The sequence below is a fragment of the Algibacter sp. L1A34 genome, from assembly GCF_009796805.1.
Lineage (GTDB): Bacteria > Bacteroidota > Bacteroidia > Flavobacteriales > Flavobacteriaceae > Algibacter.
Genome location: NZ_CP047029.1, coordinates 576,582 through 590,534, shown reverse-complemented (window position 1 = coordinate 590,534; position 13,953 = coordinate 576,582). Strand labels below are relative to the sequence as shown.

26 protein-coding genes and 2 pseudogenes are annotated in these 13,953 nt (G+C 34.7%); all 28 read left to right on the top strand.

Features of this window, described 5'->3' with window-relative positions:
- Positions 1 to 72: 72 nt before the first annotated feature.
- Positions 73 to 690: a 50S ribosomal protein L3 gene (gene rplC, locus GQR97_RS02620; RefSeq protein ID WP_158844926.1), complete on the top strand. Its 618-nt coding sequence runs from the start codon at positions 73 to 75 to the stop codon at positions 688 to 690.
- On the top strand, positions 690 to 1,319 hold the full coding sequence (rplD, locus tag GQR97_RS02615) for a 50S ribosomal protein L4 (protein WP_158844923.1): 630 nt from the start codon (positions 690 to 692) through the stop codon (positions 1,317 to 1,319). Before rplC ends, rplD begins: the two co-directional genes overlap by 1 nt.
- A 5-nt stretch (positions 1,320 to 1,324) precedes the next feature.
- On the top strand, positions 1,325 to 1,615 hold the full coding sequence (rplW, locus tag GQR97_RS02610) for a 50S ribosomal protein L23 (protein ID WP_042499124.1): 291 nt from the start codon (positions 1,325 to 1,327) through the stop codon (positions 1,613 to 1,615).
- A 10-nt stretch (positions 1,616 to 1,625) separates the two neighbouring features.
- Complete coding sequence (rplB, locus tag GQR97_RS02605; protein WP_158844921.1) at positions 1,626 to 2,453, top strand: 50S ribosomal protein L2; 828 nt, start codon at positions 1,626 to 1,628, stop codon at positions 2,451 to 2,453.
- Between the two features lie 3 nt (positions 2,454 to 2,456).
- A complete protein-coding gene (gene rpsS, locus GQR97_RS02600; protein ID WP_044399704.1) occupies positions 2,457 to 2,735 on the top strand; it encodes a 30S ribosomal protein S19 in 279 nt (92 codons plus the stop codon).
- A gap of 6 nt (positions 2,736 to 2,741) precedes the next feature.
- Complete coding sequence (rplV, locus tag GQR97_RS02595) at positions 2,742 to 3,149, top strand: 50S ribosomal protein L22 (protein WP_158844918.1); 408 nt, start codon at positions 2,742 to 2,744, stop codon at positions 3,147 to 3,149.
- A 7-nt stretch (positions 3,150 to 3,156) separates the two neighbouring features.
- Positions 3,157 to 3,885: a 30S ribosomal protein S3 gene (rpsC, locus tag GQR97_RS02590; RefSeq protein WP_042499130.1), complete on the top strand. Its 729-nt coding sequence runs from the start codon at positions 3,157 to 3,159 to the stop codon at positions 3,883 to 3,885.
- 20 nt (positions 3,886 to 3,905) lie between these two features.
- Positions 3,906 to 4,325, top strand: coding sequence for a 50S ribosomal protein L16 (gene rplP / locus GQR97_RS02585; RefSeq protein WP_158844916.1), 420 nt, complete (start codon positions 3,906 to 3,908; stop codon positions 4,323 to 4,325).
- A 13-nt stretch (positions 4,326 to 4,338) separates the two neighbouring features.
- Positions 4,339 to 4,530, top strand: coding sequence for a 50S ribosomal protein L29 (gene rpmC / locus GQR97_RS02580; RefSeq protein WP_069831954.1), 192 nt, complete (start codon positions 4,339 to 4,341; stop codon positions 4,528 to 4,530).
- A 12-nt stretch (positions 4,531 to 4,542) separates the two neighbouring features.
- Positions 4,543 to 4,800, top strand: coding sequence for a 30S ribosomal protein S17 (gene rpsQ, locus GQR97_RS02575; RefSeq protein ID WP_034043311.1), 258 nt, complete (start codon positions 4,543 to 4,545; stop codon positions 4,798 to 4,800).
- 2 nt (positions 4,801 to 4,802) lie between these two features.
- Complete coding sequence (rplN, locus tag GQR97_RS02570) at positions 4,803 to 5,171, top strand: 50S ribosomal protein L14 (protein WP_158844913.1); 369 nt, start codon at positions 4,803 to 4,805, stop codon at positions 5,169 to 5,171.
- A 16-nt stretch (positions 5,172 to 5,187) separates the two neighbouring features.
- Positions 5,188 to 5,499 carry a 50S ribosomal protein L24 gene (gene rplX / locus GQR97_RS02565; RefSeq protein WP_158844911.1) on the top strand — a complete coding sequence of 104 codons (312 nt, stop codon included), beginning with the start codon at positions 5,188 to 5,190 and terminating at the stop codon, positions 5,497 to 5,499.
- 2 nt (positions 5,500 to 5,501) lie between these two features.
- Positions 5,502 to 6,053 (top strand): 50S ribosomal protein L5, encoded by a 552-nt coding sequence (gene rplE / locus GQR97_RS02560; RefSeq protein WP_158844908.1) that lies wholly within the window; start codon positions 5,502 to 5,504, stop codon positions 6,051 to 6,053.
- 3 nt (positions 6,054 to 6,056) lie between these two features.
- Positions 6,057 to 6,326, top strand: a complete 270-nt coding sequence (gene rpsN / locus GQR97_RS02555) for a 30S ribosomal protein S14 (RefSeq protein WP_158844905.1) — start codon at positions 6,057 to 6,059, stop codon at positions 6,324 to 6,326.
- A gap of 70 nt (positions 6,327 to 6,396) precedes the next feature.
- Positions 6,397 to 6,795, top strand: coding sequence for a 30S ribosomal protein S8 (gene rpsH, locus GQR97_RS02550; protein WP_158844902.1), 399 nt, complete (start codon positions 6,397 to 6,399; stop codon positions 6,793 to 6,795).
- An 18-nt stretch (positions 6,796 to 6,813) separates the two neighbouring features.
- A complete protein-coding gene (gene rplF, locus GQR97_RS02545; protein WP_158844899.1) occupies positions 6,814 to 7,356 on the top strand; it encodes a 50S ribosomal protein L6 in 543 nt (180 codons plus the stop codon).
- Positions 7,357 to 7,366: 10 nt separating this feature from the next.
- Complete coding sequence (rplR, locus tag GQR97_RS02540; protein WP_158844897.1) at positions 7,367 to 7,720, top strand: 50S ribosomal protein L18; 354 nt, start codon at positions 7,367 to 7,369, stop codon at positions 7,718 to 7,720.
- A gap of 6 nt (positions 7,721 to 7,726) precedes the next feature.
- Positions 7,727 to 8,251 (top strand): 30S ribosomal protein S5, encoded by a 525-nt coding sequence (gene rpsE, locus GQR97_RS02535; protein ID WP_158844894.1) that lies wholly within the window; start codon positions 7,727 to 7,729, stop codon positions 8,249 to 8,251.
- An 11-nt stretch (positions 8,252 to 8,262) separates the two neighbouring features.
- Positions 8,263 to 8,445: a 50S ribosomal protein L30 gene (gene rpmD / locus GQR97_RS02530; RefSeq protein ID WP_042499151.1), complete on the top strand. Its 183-nt coding sequence runs from the start codon at positions 8,263 to 8,265 to the stop codon at positions 8,443 to 8,445.
- 11 nt (positions 8,446 to 8,456) lie between these two features.
- The gene (gene rplO, locus GQR97_RS02525; RefSeq protein WP_158844891.1) at positions 8,457 to 8,909 is read left to right on the top strand and encodes a 50S ribosomal protein L15; all 453 of its coding nucleotides are present in this window, start codon (positions 8,457 to 8,459) and stop codon (positions 8,907 to 8,909) included.
- Between the two features lie 14 nt (positions 8,910 to 8,923).
- Positions 8,924 to 10,270, top strand: a complete 1,347-nt coding sequence (gene secY, locus GQR97_RS02520; RefSeq protein WP_158844888.1) for a preprotein translocase subunit SecY — start codon at positions 8,924 to 8,926, stop codon at positions 10,268 to 10,270.
- Between the two features lie 8 nt (positions 10,271 to 10,278).
- Positions 10,279 to 10,494 carry a translation initiation factor IF-1 gene (gene infA / locus GQR97_RS02515; RefSeq protein WP_007094967.1) on the top strand — a complete coding sequence of 72 codons (216 nt, stop codon included), beginning with the start codon at positions 10,279 to 10,281 and terminating at the stop codon, positions 10,492 to 10,494.
- A gap of 10 nt (positions 10,495 to 10,504) precedes the next feature.
- Positions 10,505 to 10,621 carry a type B 50S ribosomal protein L36 gene (gene ykgO, locus GQR97_RS02510; protein ID WP_083243899.1) on the top strand — a complete coding sequence of 39 codons (117 nt, stop codon included), beginning with the start codon at positions 10,505 to 10,507 and terminating at the stop codon, positions 10,619 to 10,621.
- Between the two features lie 2 nt (positions 10,622 to 10,623).
- On the top strand, positions 10,624 to 10,998 hold the full coding sequence (rpsM, locus tag GQR97_RS02505) for a 30S ribosomal protein S13 (RefSeq protein ID WP_042499155.1): 375 nt from the start codon (positions 10,624 to 10,626) through the stop codon (positions 10,996 to 10,998).
- Positions 10,999 to 11,097: 99 nt separating this feature from the next.
- A complete protein-coding gene (gene rpsK, locus GQR97_RS02500) occupies positions 11,098 to 11,481 on the top strand; it encodes a 30S ribosomal protein S11 (protein ID WP_042499157.1) in 384 nt (127 codons plus the stop codon).
- Positions 11,482 to 11,673: 192 nt separating this feature from the next.
- Complete coding sequence (gene rpsD, locus GQR97_RS02495) at positions 11,674 to 12,279, top strand: 30S ribosomal protein S4 (RefSeq protein WP_158844885.1); 606 nt, start codon at positions 11,674 to 11,676, stop codon at positions 12,277 to 12,279.
- Between the two features lie 94 nt (positions 12,280 to 12,373).
- Positions 12,374 to 13,367: pseudogene (locus GQR97_RS02490) on the top strand (DNA-directed RNA polymerase subunit alpha).
- A 58-nt stretch (positions 13,368 to 13,425) separates the two neighbouring features.
- Positions 13,426 to 13,897, top strand: a pseudogene (rplQ, locus tag GQR97_RS02485) (50S ribosomal protein L17).
- Positions 13,898 to 13,953: the final 56 nt, after the last annotated feature.

The window sequence follows — 13,953 nt, the reverse complement described above, 5'->3', positions numbered from 1 at the left end:
CTTCAAGGCTGAAACGTATTTTCAGCCTTAAATGTTTTTAATAAATAGTAAATCATTAATAAATAATTAAATATGTCTGGGTTAATTGGAAAGAAAATCGGTATGACCAGCATCTTCGATGAAAACGGGAAAAACATTCCTTGTACAGTAATCGAAGCTGGACCATGTATCGTTACCCAAGTCAGAACTGAAGAGGTTGACGGCTATGCAGCTATTCAACTTGGTTTCGATGACGCGACAGAAAAAAGCGCTACTAAAGCAGACTTAGGTCATGCTAAAAAAGCGGGTACTTCTGTGAAACGCAAAATCGTTGAATTCAAAAGTTTTGATTCGGAGTACAAATTAGGTGATGCAATCACTGTTGATCATTTCGCCGAAGGCGAATTTGTTGACGTTGCTGGTACATCAAAAGGTAAAGGATTTCAAGGTGTTGTAAAACGTCATGGTTTCGGTGGTGTAGGTCAAGCTACTCACGGTCAACATAACCGTTTAAGAGCGCCGGGGTCTATTGGAGCTGCATCTTACCCTGCTCGTGTTTTTAAAGGCATGAAAATGGCAGGTAGAATGGGTGGAGACACAGTTAAAGTTCAAAATTTAAAAGTTTTAAAAGTAGTTGCTGAAAAGAACCTACTTGTGGTTAAAGGATGTGTTCCTGGCCATAAAAACTCTTATGTAATTATTAGAAAATAATGAAAGTAGCAGTTTTAGATATAAACGGAAAAGACACAGGTAGAAAGGCAGACCTTTCTAGCGATGTGTTTGCTATTGAGCCTAATAATCACGCGGTATACTTGGATGTTAAACAATACTTAGCAAACCAACGTCAAGGAACTCACAAGGCTAAAGAAAGAGCTGAGATTTCTGGATCTACCCGTAAGATTAAAAAGCAAAAAGGTACTGGTACAGCTCGTGCAGGTTCTATTAAGTCTGGTGTGTTTAGAGGTGGTGGTCGTATGTTCGGTCCAAGACCAAGAAATTACAGCTTCAAACTTAATAAAAACCTTAAGAGACTAGCTCGTAAATCAGCATTTAGTATTAAGGCAGGAGAGAAGTCTATTGTAGTTTTAGAAGACTTTAGTTTTGAGTCTCCAAAAACTAAAAACTTTACAGCTGTTTTAAAAGCTCTAGATTTAGAGAACAAAAAGTCACTGTTTGTGTTGGGTGAGGCTAATAAAAACGTATATTTGTCGTCACGTAATTTAAAAGGCTCTGAGGTGATAACTTCTTCAGAAATAAGTACTTATAAAATACTGAACGCAAATCAAGTGATTCTTTTAGAAGGCGCTTTAGCAGGAATTGAAACAAATTTAAGTAAATAGAAACAATGAGTATCTTAATTAAACCTATAATCACAGAAAAAGCGACAGCTAATAGCGAGTTGAGAAACTGCTATACGTTCTCGGTGAAGACTAAGGCGAACAAGGTAGAAATCAAAAAAGCGGTGGAAGCTGCTTATGGTGTTTCTGTTGAAAAAGTTCGTACTATAAATGTCCGTCCAGATCGTAGTACCAAGTTTACTAAAACTGGTATTCAACATGGTAAAACAAATGCAGTTAAAAAAGCAATTGTACAACTGGCGGAAGGTGAAATGATTGATTTATACAGTAACATGTAATTAAAGACAAATGTCAGTAAGAAAATTAAAACCAATCACCCCAGGACAGCGATTTAGAGTAGTAAACGGCTATGATGCTATTACTACTGATAAGCCGGAAAAGAGTTTACTCGTTCCGAACAAAAGATCTGGTGGTAGAAACAGTGAAGGAAAAATGACTATGCGCTACATTGGTGGTGGTCATAAAAGAAAGTATCGTATTATCGATTTTAAAAGAGACAAAGCTGGTATTCCTGGTGAAGTTGCTTCAATTCAATACGATCCAAACAGAACAGCTTTTATTGCATTATTGAATTATCAAGATGGCGAAAAAAGATACATTATTGCACAAAATGGACTTCAGGTTGGGCAAAATGTAGTATCTGGTCAAGAAGGTGTTGCTCCAGAAATTGGAAATGCAATGCCATTAAGTGAAATTCCATTAGGAACTATAATTTCTTGTTTAGAGTTACGTCCAGGTCAAGGTGCTGTTATGGCTCGTAGTGCTGGTGCATTTGCTCAATTAATGGCAAGAGATGGTAAATTTGCTACGGTAAAATTACCTTCTGGTGAAACAAGATTAATTCTTGCTAACTGTATGGCAACTATTGGTGTTGTATCTAATTCTGATCACCAATTATTAGTAGGTGGTAAAGCAGGTAGAACAAGATGGTTAGGTAGAAGACCACGTACTAGACCAGTAGTTATGAATCCAGTCGATCACCCAATGGGTGGTGGTGAAGGTAAATCTTCTGGTGGACATCCTCGTTCTAGAAACGGTATTCCAGCTAAAGGTTACAGAACCCGTTCTAAGACTAAAGCAAGTAATAAATATATTGTAGAACGTAGAAAGAAATAAGACATGGCAAGATCACTAAAAAAAGGACCTTACGTTCATTATAAATTAGAAAAGAAAGTAGCTGTAAATGTTGAAGCTAACAAGAAAACGGTAATCAAAACATGGTCTAGAGCCTCTATGATTACTCCGGATTTTGTTGGACAAACTATCGCAGTACACAATGGCCGTCAATTTGTTCCAGTATATGTTACTGAAAACATGGTAGGTCATAAATTAGGAGAATTTTCACCAACACGTTCATTCCGTGGACATGCAGGTGCTAAAAATAAAGGTAAAAAGTAGTAAGCTATGGGAAGTCGTAAAAAACAAATGGCAGACGCTATTAAGGAAGCAAAAAAACACGTTGCTTTTGCTAAACTTAATAACTGTCCTACATCACCGAGAAAAATGCGCTTAGTAGCCGATTTAGTAAGAGGCGAAAAGGTAGAACATGCACTTAATATTTTAAAATTCAACCAAAAGGAAGCTTCTGGACGTTTAGAGAAATTGTTACTGTCTGCAATTGCAAACTGGCAAGCTAAAAACGAAGAAGCTAACATTGAAGAGGCTGAATTGATCGTGAAAGAGATAACTGTTGACAGCGGATCTATGTTAAAGAGATTACGTCCAGCACCTCAAGGTCGTGCACACAGAATCAGAAAACGTTCTAACCACGTAACAATCGTAGTAGGAGCAAAAAACAACACACAAAGCTAAGATAGATATGGGACAAAAAACAAATCCAATCGGAAATCGCTTAGGTATTATCAGAGGATGGGAATCTAACTGGTACGGAGGTAATGATTATGGAGATAAGCTTGCCGAAGACGATAAAATTAGAAAATACGTTCACGCGCGTTTATCTAAAGCTAGTGTAAGTAGAGTAATTATCGAAAGAACTCTTAAACTTGTAACCGTTACTATCACTACTGCTAGACCTGGTATTATTATCGGAAAAGGTGGCCAAGAGGTAGACAAGTTAAAAGAAGAGCTTAAGAAGATTACTGAAAAAGAAGTTCAGATTAATATCTTTGAAATTAAAAGACCTGAACTTGATGCATTTTTAGTAGGATCAAGCATCGCTCGTCAAATTGAAAATAGAATTTCATACAGACGTGCAATTAAGATGGCTATTGCTGCTACAATGCGTATGAATGCTGAAGGAATTAAAATCCAAATTAGTGGACGTTTAAACGGGGCAGAAATGGCACGTTCAGAACACTACAAAGAAGGACGTATTCCTTTATCAACCTTTAGAGCCGATATTGATTATGCTTTAGTTGAGGCACACACTACTTATGGTAGATTGGGTGTAAAAGTATGGATCATGAAAGGTGAAGTATATGGTAAAAGAGAACTTTCTCCGCTTGTTGGATTATCTAAGAAGCAAGGAAAAGGTGGAGCCGGAGGACGTGGCGGAAACAGAGATAACAAACCTCGTCGTAGAAAGTAATTTTTTATAAATAAAGAAAAATGTTACAGCCTAAAAGAACAAAATTTCGTAAGCAACAAAAGGGACGTATGAAAGGTAATGCCGGAAGAGGGCACCAACTTTCAAGTGGAACTTTTGGAATAAAATCGTTAGACTCGAATTTTTTAACATCACGTCAAATTGAAGCAGCTCGTATTGCCGCTACACGTTACATGAAAAGAGAAGGGCAACTTTGGATAAAAATATTTCCAGATAAGCCTATTACAAAGAAACCTCTTGAAGTACGTATGGGTAAAGGTAAAGGTGCCGTTGAATATTGGGTAGCTGTTGTTAAGCCAGGAAGAGTATTATTTGAAATAGGTGGAGTGCCTTTAGACGTTGCAAAAGAAGCATTACGTTTAGCAGCACAGAAACTACCTGTACAAACTAAGTTTTTAATCGCTAGAGATTACGAAGCATAATTTATTTGATATTATGAAACAATCAGAAATTAAAGAATTATCTGTAGCCGAGTTACAAGAGAAACTTGGTGAAACAAAAAAGAGTTATTCAGACCTAAAATTGGCTCATGCAATATCTCCTTTAGAAAATCCAATTCAATTACGTTCTATAAGAAGAAGTGTAGCTAGAATTGCGACCGAATTAACTAAAAGAGAATTACAATAATTCTGCTGAAAGATGGAAACAAGAAATTTAAGAAAAGAACGTATAGGAGTTGTTACTAGTAACAAAATGCAAAAATCAATAGTTGTTGCAGAGGTTAAAAAAGTAAAACATCCTATGTATGGAAAATTCGTATTAAAAACGAAAAAGTACGTAGCACACGACGAAACAAACGACTGCAACATTGGTGATAAAGTAAAGATCATGGAAACAAGACCTTTATCTAAGTCTAAATGCTGGAGATTAGTAGAAATCCTAGAAAGAGCTAAATAATTATGTTACAGCAAGAATCAAGAATAAAAGTAGCAGACAACACTGGAGCAAAAGAAGTTTTAGTTATCCGTGTTTTAGGAGGTACTAAAAGAAGATATGCTTCTGTAGGAGACAAAATAGTTGTTTCTGTTAAAGATGCAACTCCTAATGGAAACATTAAGAGAAAAGCCGTGTCTACAGCAGTAGTTGTGCGTACAAAGAAGGAAGTAAGAAGACCAGACGGATCTTATATAAGATTTGACGATAATGCATGTGTTTTATTAAACCCAACGGGTGAGATGAGAGGAACTCGTGTTTTTGGTCCTGTTGCTAGAGAGCTTCGTGATAAATCATTCATGAAGATTGTATCATTAGCACCAGAAGTGCTTTAATACAGAAAATATTAAGATGGGAAAGCTTAAAATAAAAACAGGAGATACTGTAAGAGTTATTGCTGGAGATCACAAGGGATCTGAAGGTACAGTTCAAAAAGTATTGATTGAAAAGAACAAAGCGATTGTTGAGGGTGTAAACATGGTGAAGAAACATACTAAACCAAGTGCACAAAATCCTCAAGGAGGAATCGTAGAAAAAGAAGCAGCTATTCATATTTCTAACTTATCTTTGCTAACTTCGAAAGGAGAAGCAACGAGAATTGGATACCGAGTAGAAGGCGACAAAAAAGTAAGATTTTCATTAAAATCTAATGAAGTAATATAGTTATGGCATATTCACCAAGACTTAAAGAAGAGTATAAAAGCAAAGTAATTGCAGCTCTTACAGACGAATTTGGATATAAAAATGTAATGCAAGTTCCTAAACTTTCTAAGATAGTAATATCTAAGGGTGTAGGTGCGGCCGTTGCAGATAAGAAACTAATCGACTACGCAGTAGAAGAGTTAAGTACTATATCCGGACAAAAAGCTATTTCAACATTATCTAAAAAGGATGTTGCATCGTTTAAATTACGTAAAGGTATGCCAATTGGGGCAAAAGTTACTTTACGTGGTGAGCGTATGTATGAGTTTTTAGATCGTTTAGTTACTTCTGCACTTCCACGTGTTAGAGATTTCAACGGAATAAAAGCTACAGGATTTGACGGACGTGGTAACTACAATTTAGGAGTTACTGAACAAATTATATTTCCAGAGATAAACATTGATAAAGTGAACAAAATCTCAGGTATGGATATTACATTTGTAACGACTGCTGATACTGATAAAGAAGCAAAATCATTATTAACCGAATTAGGATTACCTTTTCAAAAGAACTAAGATATGGCTAAAGAATCAATGAAAGCCCGTGAGGTAAAAAGATCAAAAACGGTAGCTAAATATGCAGAGAAACGTAAAGCTTTAAAAGAAGCTGGCGATTATGAAGCATTACAAAAGTTACCAAAAAATGCATCTCCTGTTCGTCAACATAATAGATGTAAATTAACGGGTAGACCAAAAGGTTACATGAGAACTTTTGGACTTTCACGTGTAACATTCAGAGAAATGGCCAATCAAGGTCTTATCCCTGGTGTAAGAAAAGCTAGTTGGTAATATTATTTAAATAATCAGATTTTAGGTTCAACACCAACGTTGAAAACCAAGATCACAAAATCAATTCATTATGTACTCAGATCCAATTGCGGATTATTTGACAAGAATTAGAAATGCCGTGCGTGCTAACCACAGAGTGGTAGAGATCCCAGCATCTAATTTAAAGAAAGACATTACTAAAATATTATTCGAACAAGGATATATTTTAAGTTACAAATTTGATGACACTTCTGTACAAGGTTCTATTAAAATAGCACTTAAGTATAATAAGGACACGAAAGAGCCTGTAATTAAAAAACTTCAACGTATTAGTACGCCAGGTTTACGTAAGTATTCTGGTTCTAATGATATGCCTAGAATCTTGAATGGACTTGGTGTTGCTATTGTTTCTACTTCTCACGGAGTAATGACAGGTAAACAAGCCAAAAGAGATAATGTAGGTGGCGAAGTATTATGTTACGTTCACTAATTTTTAAACCAGAAAGAAATGTCAAGAATAGGAAATAATCCAGTAGCCATTCCAGAAGGTGTAACAGTAGACGTTAAAGATAACGTAGTAACTGTAAAAGGAAAATTAGGAGAGTTATCACAAAATTACGATTCTATCGAAATTAAAGTAGAAGATGGTAAAGTGATGGTAGCACGTTCTTCAGATACTAAAGATCAAAAAGCTAAACATGGTTTATATAGATCTTTAATGAATAACATGGTAGAAGGTGTATCAAAAGGGTGGACTAAAGAATTAGAATTGGTTGGTGTTGGTTATAGAGCATCAAATCAAGGACAAAAATTAGATTTAGCCTTAGGATTTTCTCATAATATTGTTTTAAATATTGCTCCAGAAGTAACGTTAGAAACAATTTCAGAAAAGGGAAAAAACCCAATTATAAAATTAACATCATTCGATAAACAATTAGTTGGTCAAGTAGCTGCAAAGATCCGCGGATTTAGACCACCAGAGCCTTATAAAGGAAAAGGTGTGAAGTTTGTTGGTGAAGTATTAAGAAGAAAAGCAGGTAAATCAGCTTAATAAATTAGTTATGGCATTGACAAAGAACGAAAGACGACTAAGAATAAAAAACAGAATTCGCAAGGTAGTTTCTGGAACAGAAGCTAGACCTAGATTAGCTGTTTATAGAAGTAATAAAGAAATTTATGCTCAAGTGGTTGACGATGTAACGGGTAAAACCTTAGCATCTTCATCTTCAAGAGATAAAGACATAATTGCTAAAGGTAATAAATCTGAAATAGCTGAACTAGTTGGTAAGGCAGTAGGAGAAAAAGCTTTAAAAGCGGGTGTTGAAACTATTGCTTTTGATAGAGGTGGATATTTATACCACGGAAGAATTAAATCATTAGCTGATGGCGCTAGAGCCGCAGGACTTAAATTTTAAGAAATTATGTTGAAAAAATTTAAAAGTGCAGAATTAGTAAAACCAGGTGGATTAGATCTTAAGGATCGTTTAGTTGGTGTACAAAGGGTTACTAAAGTAACTAAAGGTGGTAGAGCATTTGGTTTCTCGGCAATCGTTGTGGTTGGTGATGAAGCTGGTGTTGTAGGACAAGGTTTAGGTAAATCTAAAGATGTTGCTAGTGCAATCGCAAAAGCAGTTGAAGATGCTAAGAAAAATCTAGTTAGAATTCCTATCATTAAAGGAACTTTACCTCACGAACAAAAAGGTAAATATGGTGGAGCAAGAGTAAATATTATTCCTGCTGCTCCTGGTACAGGTGTAATTGCTGGTGGTGCTGTACGTACAGTATTAGAGGCTGTTGGGATTCATGATGTATTATCAAAATCTCAAGGTTCTTCAAACCCTCATAATGTAGTAAAAGCAACTTTTGATGCTTTATTACAATTAAGAGATGCGAATGCCATTGCAAGAGATAGAGGTATTTCACTTCAACAAGTTTTTAACGCTTAATAACGACAGAGATGGCAAAAATTAAAGTAACAAAAGTTAAAAGCGCAATCAATCGTACGCTAAGACAAAAAAGAACTTTAGAAGCTCTTGGTCTTAAAAAGATTGGTCAGGTAAAAGAGCATGAGGCTACACCAAATATTCTTGGTATGGTTGCTAAAGTTTCACATTTAGTTTCTGTTGAAGAAACAAAATAATATAACTGAAAATGGATTTAAGTAATTTAAAACCTGCAGAAGGTTCAGTAAAAAATCAAGGAAAAAGAATAGGTCGTGGACAAGGTTCTGGTAAAGGTGGTACCGCTACACGTGGTCACAAAGGAGCTAAATCTCGTTCTGGTTATTCTAAGAAATTAGGTTTTGAAGGTGGTCAAATGCCTCTTCAAAGACGTGTTCCTAAATTTGGTTTTACTAATATTAATCGTATTGAACACCAAGGTATCAATTTAGATACTTTGCAACAATTGGTTGATGACAAGAAAATTGAAGGTACAGTTGATTTTGCAACTTTATTCACAAACCGTTTAGTAGATAAAAACGATTTAGTTAAAATCTTAGGACGAGGAGAATTAAAGGCAAAATTAAAAGTAACTGCTCATAAGTTTACTGCTTCAGCAAAAGCTGCTATTGAAGCTGCTGGAGGAGAAGCTGTAACGTTATAAGACTTATTTTAAGTATGAAATTTATAGAATCGTTAAAAAATGTTTGGAAAATAGAGGAGCTAAGAAACAGAATTCTTATTACATTAAGTCTGTTATTAGTTTATCGTTTTGGAGCTCAAATAGTTTTACCAGGAATTGATGCTACGCTATTAGGTAGTTTAGCAGATAAAACTGATAGTGGAATATTAGGGATTCTTAATGCCTTTACAGGTGGTGCTTTTGCTAATGCTTCGGTATTTGCTTTAGGTATCATGCCTTACATTTCGGCTTCTATTGTTGTTCAGTTAATGGGAATTGCGATTCCTTATTTGCAGAAATTACAAAAGGAAGGCGCAAGTGGTCAAAAGAAAATCACTCAAATTACACGTTGGTTAACTATAGCGATCTGTTTACTACAAGCACCAGGGTATTTAGCTAGCTTACCAGCTTTAGGTATTCCTGAAGCAGCGTTCTTATTAGGACAAGGACCATTATTTTATTTCTCATCTGTATCAATTCTAGTTACTGGCTGTATATTTGCTATGTGGTTAGGAGAAAAGATTACGGATAAAGGTATTGGTAATGGTATTTCTCTTTTAATTATGGTTGGTATTATCGCAAGATTACCGCAAGTGTTTTTACAGAATGCTGCTACTAGATTAGAAGGAAACAATGTAATGCTTATTCTTTTTGAATTAGTTATTTGGTTTGTAATTATTCTTGGCTCTATCATGTTAGTTATGGGGGTTAGAAAGATTGCAGTGCAATACGCTAGGAGAACTGCGACTGGTGGTTATGAAAAAGCTGCTATGGCTGGATCAAGACAGTATATTCCTTTAAAGCTTAATGCATCTGGTGTAATGCCAATTATATTTGCTCAGGCTATTATGTTTGTTCCTAGTTTAATTGGTGGTTCTTCATTCCTTAAGGAAACAGCAACCGGCATATGGATGCAGACTAACTATTCGGATATATTTGGTTTTTGGTACAACGTGACTTTTGCTTTATTAATTATTGTTTTTACATATTTTTATACGGCAATTACTGTTCCAACGAACAAAATGGCAGACGATTTAAAACGTAGCGGTGGATTTATTCCCGGTATACGTCCAGGATCAGAAACATCGGAGTATTTAGATAAAATAATGTCTCAGATAACTTTACCGGGTTCTATATTTTTAGCAGTTCTAGCTGTATTTCCAGCTTTTATTGTTAAGCTAATGGGTGTGCAACAAGGTTGGGCTTTATTTTTCGGAGGTACATCACTGTTAATTATGGTTGGTGTTGCGATTGATACTATGCAACAAATAAATTCTTATTTGTTAAATAGACATTATGATGGTTTGATGAAGACAGGTAAAAATAGAAAAGCAGTAGCTTAATATATACTATGGCAAAACAAGCAGCAATAGAGCAAGACGGAACAATTATTGAAGCATTATCTAATGCGATGTTCCGAGTGGAATTAGAAAACGGTCACATTGTGACAGCACACATCTCAGGTAAAATGCGTATGCATTACATTAAGTTATTACCAGGAGATAAAGTGAAATTAGAAATGAGTCCTTATGATTTAACTAAGGCTCGAATAACTTATAGATACTAATACGAATACGATGAAAGTAAGAGCATCAATTAAAAAAAGAAGTGTAGATTGCAAGATCGTACGCAGAAAAGGCAGACTTTACGTGATAAACAAAAAGAATCCTAGATTTAAACAAAGACAAGGGTAATTATGGCAAGAATTGCAGGTGTAGACATACCGAAAAACAAGAGAGGAGTAATTTCCTTAACTTATATCTACGGAGTAGGTAGAAGTAGATCAAAAGAAATTTTAGCTGAAGCTAAAGTTGATGAAAGTATTAAAGTTCAAGATTGGAATGATGACCAAATAGCAGCCATTCGTGATGCTGTTGGAACGTTTACAATTGAAGGTGAATTACGTTCTGAAACACAATTAAACATTAAGCGATTAATGGATATTGGATGTTACAGAGGTATTCGTCATAGATCTGGTCTTCCTTTAAGAGGACAACGTACTAAGAACAACTCTAGAACCAGAAAAGGTAGAAGAAAAACTGTTGCTAATAAGAAGAAAGCAACTAAATAATAATTAGTCTTTGGTATTTAGACGTTGGAAGGAATCTGTTTGAAATTATAATAGTTTAGGATTCTAGCGACTATCACTAAAACTAAAAGCTAAAAGAAAATGGCAAAAACAAGCACAAAAAAACGTAAAGTTATTGTTGATGCGGTTGGAGAAGCACACGTTACAGCTTCTTTCAATAACATCATTATTTCACTTACCAACAAAAAAGGAGACGTAATTTCATGGTCTTCAGCTGGTAAAATGGGATTTAGAGGATCTAAGAAAAACACACCTTATGCTGCTCAATTAGCTGCTGAAGATGCTGCAGGAGTAGCAACAGAAGCTGGCTTAAAGAAAGTTAAAGTTTATGTTAAAGGACCAGGAAATGGTAGAGAATCTGCTATTCGTTCTATTCATAATGCAGGTATTGAAGTAACAGAAATTATTGATGTTACACCATTACCACATAATGGATGTCGTCCTCCAAAAAGAAGAAGAGTTTAATCACGTTTTAAATAGCGTGCTTTAAATTAAGCAAGTATAAAAAATTGATATCACCTTGTATGTAGGTGGTATTAATTTTTTGTGTAAATTTGCAAACTGAAATTATTAACAAGTATCAATAAAAGAGATCAACGATTATCGAAGGATAAGATTAAGACCTTAATTCATAATCACTCTTAAAATCAATTTATTATGGCAAGATATACTGGTCCTAAAACTAAAATAGCTCGTAAATTTGGCGAGGCAATTTTTGGAGAAGATAAATCTTTTGAAAAAAGAAATTATCCTCCTGGACAACACGGAAACGCAAGACGTCGTGGAAAAAAATCTGAATATGCAATCCAATTAATGGAAAAGCAAAAGGCTAAATATACTTATGGTATATTAGAACGTCAATTTAGAGGTTTATTTAAGAAAGCAAGAGCTGCTCAAGGTATTACAGGTGAAGTTTTATTACAACTTTGCGAGTCTAGATTAGACAACGTAGTATTTAGAATGGGAATTTCTCCAACAAGAAGTGCTGCTAGACAATTAGTATCTCACAGACACATTACAGTTAATGGTGAATTGGTAAACATACCTTCTTACTCTTTAAAATCTGGAGATGTTGTTGCTGTTAGAGAAAAGTCTAAATCACTTGAAGCGATCGATAGATCACTTTCAAACTCAAGTCAAGTATTCGAATGGATTACTTGGAATACAGCTACTATGCAAGGTACTTATGTTTCTGTTCCTGCTAGAATCCAAATTCCAGAAAACATCAACGAGCAATTCATCGTCGAATTATATTCTAAATAATAATTAATTATATTGGTATTTAGCCAAAGGATTTGTTAGTCTTCTTCATACTTTTAAATCGCGCAACTAAATAACAATTAAAACGAAGAAAAATATGGCAGTATTTAATTTTCAGAAACCTGATAAAGTAATCATGATTGATTCTACTGATTTCGAAGGTAAATTCGAATTCAGACCATTAGAACCAGGTTACGGTCTAACAGTTGGTAATGCACTAAGAAGAGTTTTATTATCTTCTTTAGAAGGTTTTGCTATAACGTCTGTTAGGATAGAAGGTGTAGATCATGAGTTTTCAGCAATTCCTGGAGTAGTGGAAGATGTAACAGAAATCATCTTAAACTTAAAACAAGCTCGTTTTAAAAGACAAATTGAAGATATTGATAACGAGTCTATCTCTATTTCAATTTCTGGTCAAGATAAAATTACAGCTGGTGATTTTCAGAAGTTTATCTCTGGTTTCCAAGTATTAAATACAGAATTAGTTATCTGTAACTTAGATCCAAAAGTAAATTTCAATATGGAAATTACAATTGAAAAAGGAAGAGGATATGTTCCTGCAGAAGAGAACAAAAAAGCTTCAGCACCAGTTGGCACTATTTTTACCGATTCAATATATACACCAATAAAGAATGTTAAGTATAGTATAGAAAATTATCGTGTTGAACAAAAAACTGATTACGAAAAATTAGTTTTTGAAATCATTACAGATGGATCTATTACTCCACAAGACGCTTTAACGGAAGGAGCTAAAACATTAATTCACCACTTCATGTTATTCTCTGATGAGCGTATCACTTTAGAAGCTGATGAAATTGCACAAACTGAAACTTATGATGAAGAATCTCTTCACATGCGTCAGTTACTTAAAACTAAGTTAATCGATATGGATTTATCTGTACGTGCTCTTAATTGTTTAAAAGCTGCCGAAGTAGATACTTTAGGTGATTTAGTATCTTTCAATAAAAACGATTTAATGAAATTCAGAAACTTTGGTAAAAAAGTCTTTAACAGAGCTTGAAGAGCTTGTAAATGTTAAGGGTTTAAACTTCGGAATGGATTTAAGTAAATACAAATTAGATAAAGATTAATTAATCATTTTTTGCTCCTCGATGTCGAGTTTAGTAGCAAGATGATAAAACAAATGTCATGAGACACGGAAAAAAAAATAAACCACTTAGGTAGAAAAACTGCCCACAGAAAATCAATGTTAGCTAATATGGCTTGTTCTTTAATAGAGCACAAACGTATTAACACAACAGTTGCAAAAGCAAAAGCTTTAAAGCAATTTGTTGAGCCAATGATTACTAAGTCTAAAGTTGATACAACACATAACAGACGTATTGTGATGGCTCGTTTAAGACAAAAGGAAGCTGTAGCAGAATTATTTAGAGATGTTGCTGCTAAAATAGCTGACAGACCAGGTGGATATACAAGAATTATTAAACTTGGAAATCGTTTAGGTGATAATGCTGATATGGCAATGATAGAGCTTGTTGATTACAACGAGATTTATAACGCAGATAAAGGCAAGAAGAAAACAACAAGAAGAAGTAGAAGAGGTGGCGCTAAGCCAGCAGCTGCTCCTGTTGAAACTAAAACTTCAAACGAAGAAGAATAAATGTTAATAAGCATTTAATATATTAAGGATAAACTATTTTAGTTTATCCTTTTTTT

Bases quoted from the DNA above. Each gene is read 5' to 3' on its own strand.
- rpmD (WP_042499151.1), top strand. From the start codon at position 8,263: ATGGCAAAAATTAAAGTAACAAAAGTTAAAAGCGCAATCAATCGTACG.
- rplD (WP_158844923.1), top strand. From the start codon at position 690: ATGAAAGTAGCAGTTTTAGATATAAACGGAAAAGACACAGGTAGAAAG.
- rpsS (WP_044399704.1), top strand. From the start codon at position 2,457: ATGGCAAGATCACTAAAAAAAGGACCTTACGTTCATTATAAATTAGAA.
- rpsN (WP_158844905.1), top strand. From the start codon at position 6,057: ATGGCTAAAGAATCAATGAAAGCCCGTGAGGTAAAAAGATCAAAAACG.
- rplB (WP_158844921.1), top strand. From the start codon at position 1,626: ATGTCAGTAAGAAAATTAAAACCAATCACCCCAGGACAGCGATTTAGA.
- rplW (WP_042499124.1), top strand. From the start codon at position 1,325: ATGAGTATCTTAATTAAACCTATAATCACAGAAAAAGCGACAGCTAAT.
- rpsD (WP_158844885.1), top strand. From the start codon at position 11,674: ATGGCAAGATATACTGGTCCTAAAACTAAAATAGCTCGTAAATTTGGC.
- rplX (WP_158844911.1), top strand. From the start codon at position 5,188: ATGGGAAAGCTTAAAATAAAAACAGGAGATACTGTAAGAGTTATTGCT.
- rplE (WP_158844908.1), top strand. From the start codon at position 5,502: ATGGCATATTCACCAAGACTTAAAGAAGAGTATAAAAGCAAAGTAATT.
- rpsH (WP_158844902.1), top strand. From the start codon at position 6,397: ATGTACTCAGATCCAATTGCGGATTATTTGACAAGAATTAGAAATGCC.
- rplO (WP_158844891.1), top strand. From the start codon at position 8,457: ATGGATTTAAGTAATTTAAAACCTGCAGAAGGTTCAGTAAAAAATCAA.
- rplP (WP_158844916.1), top strand. From the start codon at position 3,906: ATGTTACAGCCTAAAAGAACAAAATTTCGTAAGCAACAAAAGGGACGT.
- rpsM (WP_042499155.1), top strand. From the start codon at position 10,624: ATGGCAAGAATTGCAGGTGTAGACATACCGAAAAACAAGAGAGGAGTA.
- rplC (WP_158844926.1), top strand. From the start codon at position 73: ATGTCTGGGTTAATTGGAAAGAAAATCGGTATGACCAGCATCTTCGAT.
- rplR (WP_158844897.1), top strand. From the start codon at position 7,367: ATGGCATTGACAAAGAACGAAAGACGACTAAGAATAAAAAACAGAATT.
- rpmC (WP_069831954.1), top strand. From the start codon at position 4,339: ATGAAACAATCAGAAATTAAAGAATTATCTGTAGCCGAGTTACAAGAG.
- secY (WP_158844888.1), top strand. From the start codon at position 8,924: ATGAAATTTATAGAATCGTTAAAAAATGTTTGGAAAATAGAGGAGCTA.
- rpsK (WP_042499157.1), top strand. From the start codon at position 11,098: ATGGCAAAAACAAGCACAAAAAAACGTAAAGTTATTGTTGATGCGGTT.
- ykgO (WP_083243899.1), top strand. From the start codon at position 10,505: ATGAAAGTAAGAGCATCAATTAAAAAAAGAAGTGTAGATTGCAAGATC.
- rpsE (WP_158844894.1), top strand. From the start codon at position 7,727: ATGTTGAAAAAATTTAAAAGTGCAGAATTAGTAAAACCAGGTGGATTA.
- rplN (WP_158844913.1), top strand. From the start codon at position 4,803: ATGTTACAGCAAGAATCAAGAATAAAAGTAGCAGACAACACTGGAGCA.
- rpsC (WP_042499130.1), top strand. From the start codon at position 3,157: ATGGGACAAAAAACAAATCCAATCGGAAATCGCTTAGGTATTATCAGA.
- rplF (WP_158844899.1), top strand. From the start codon at position 6,814: ATGTCAAGAATAGGAAATAATCCAGTAGCCATTCCAGAAGGTGTAACA.
- infA (WP_007094967.1), top strand. From the start codon at position 10,279: ATGGCAAAACAAGCAGCAATAGAGCAAGACGGAACAATTATTGAAGCA.
- rplV (WP_158844918.1), top strand. From the start codon at position 2,742: ATGGGAAGTCGTAAAAAACAAATGGCAGACGCTATTAAGGAAGCAAAA.
- rpsQ (WP_034043311.1), top strand. From the start codon at position 4,543: ATGGAAACAAGAAATTTAAGAAAAGAACGTATAGGAGTTGTTACTAGT.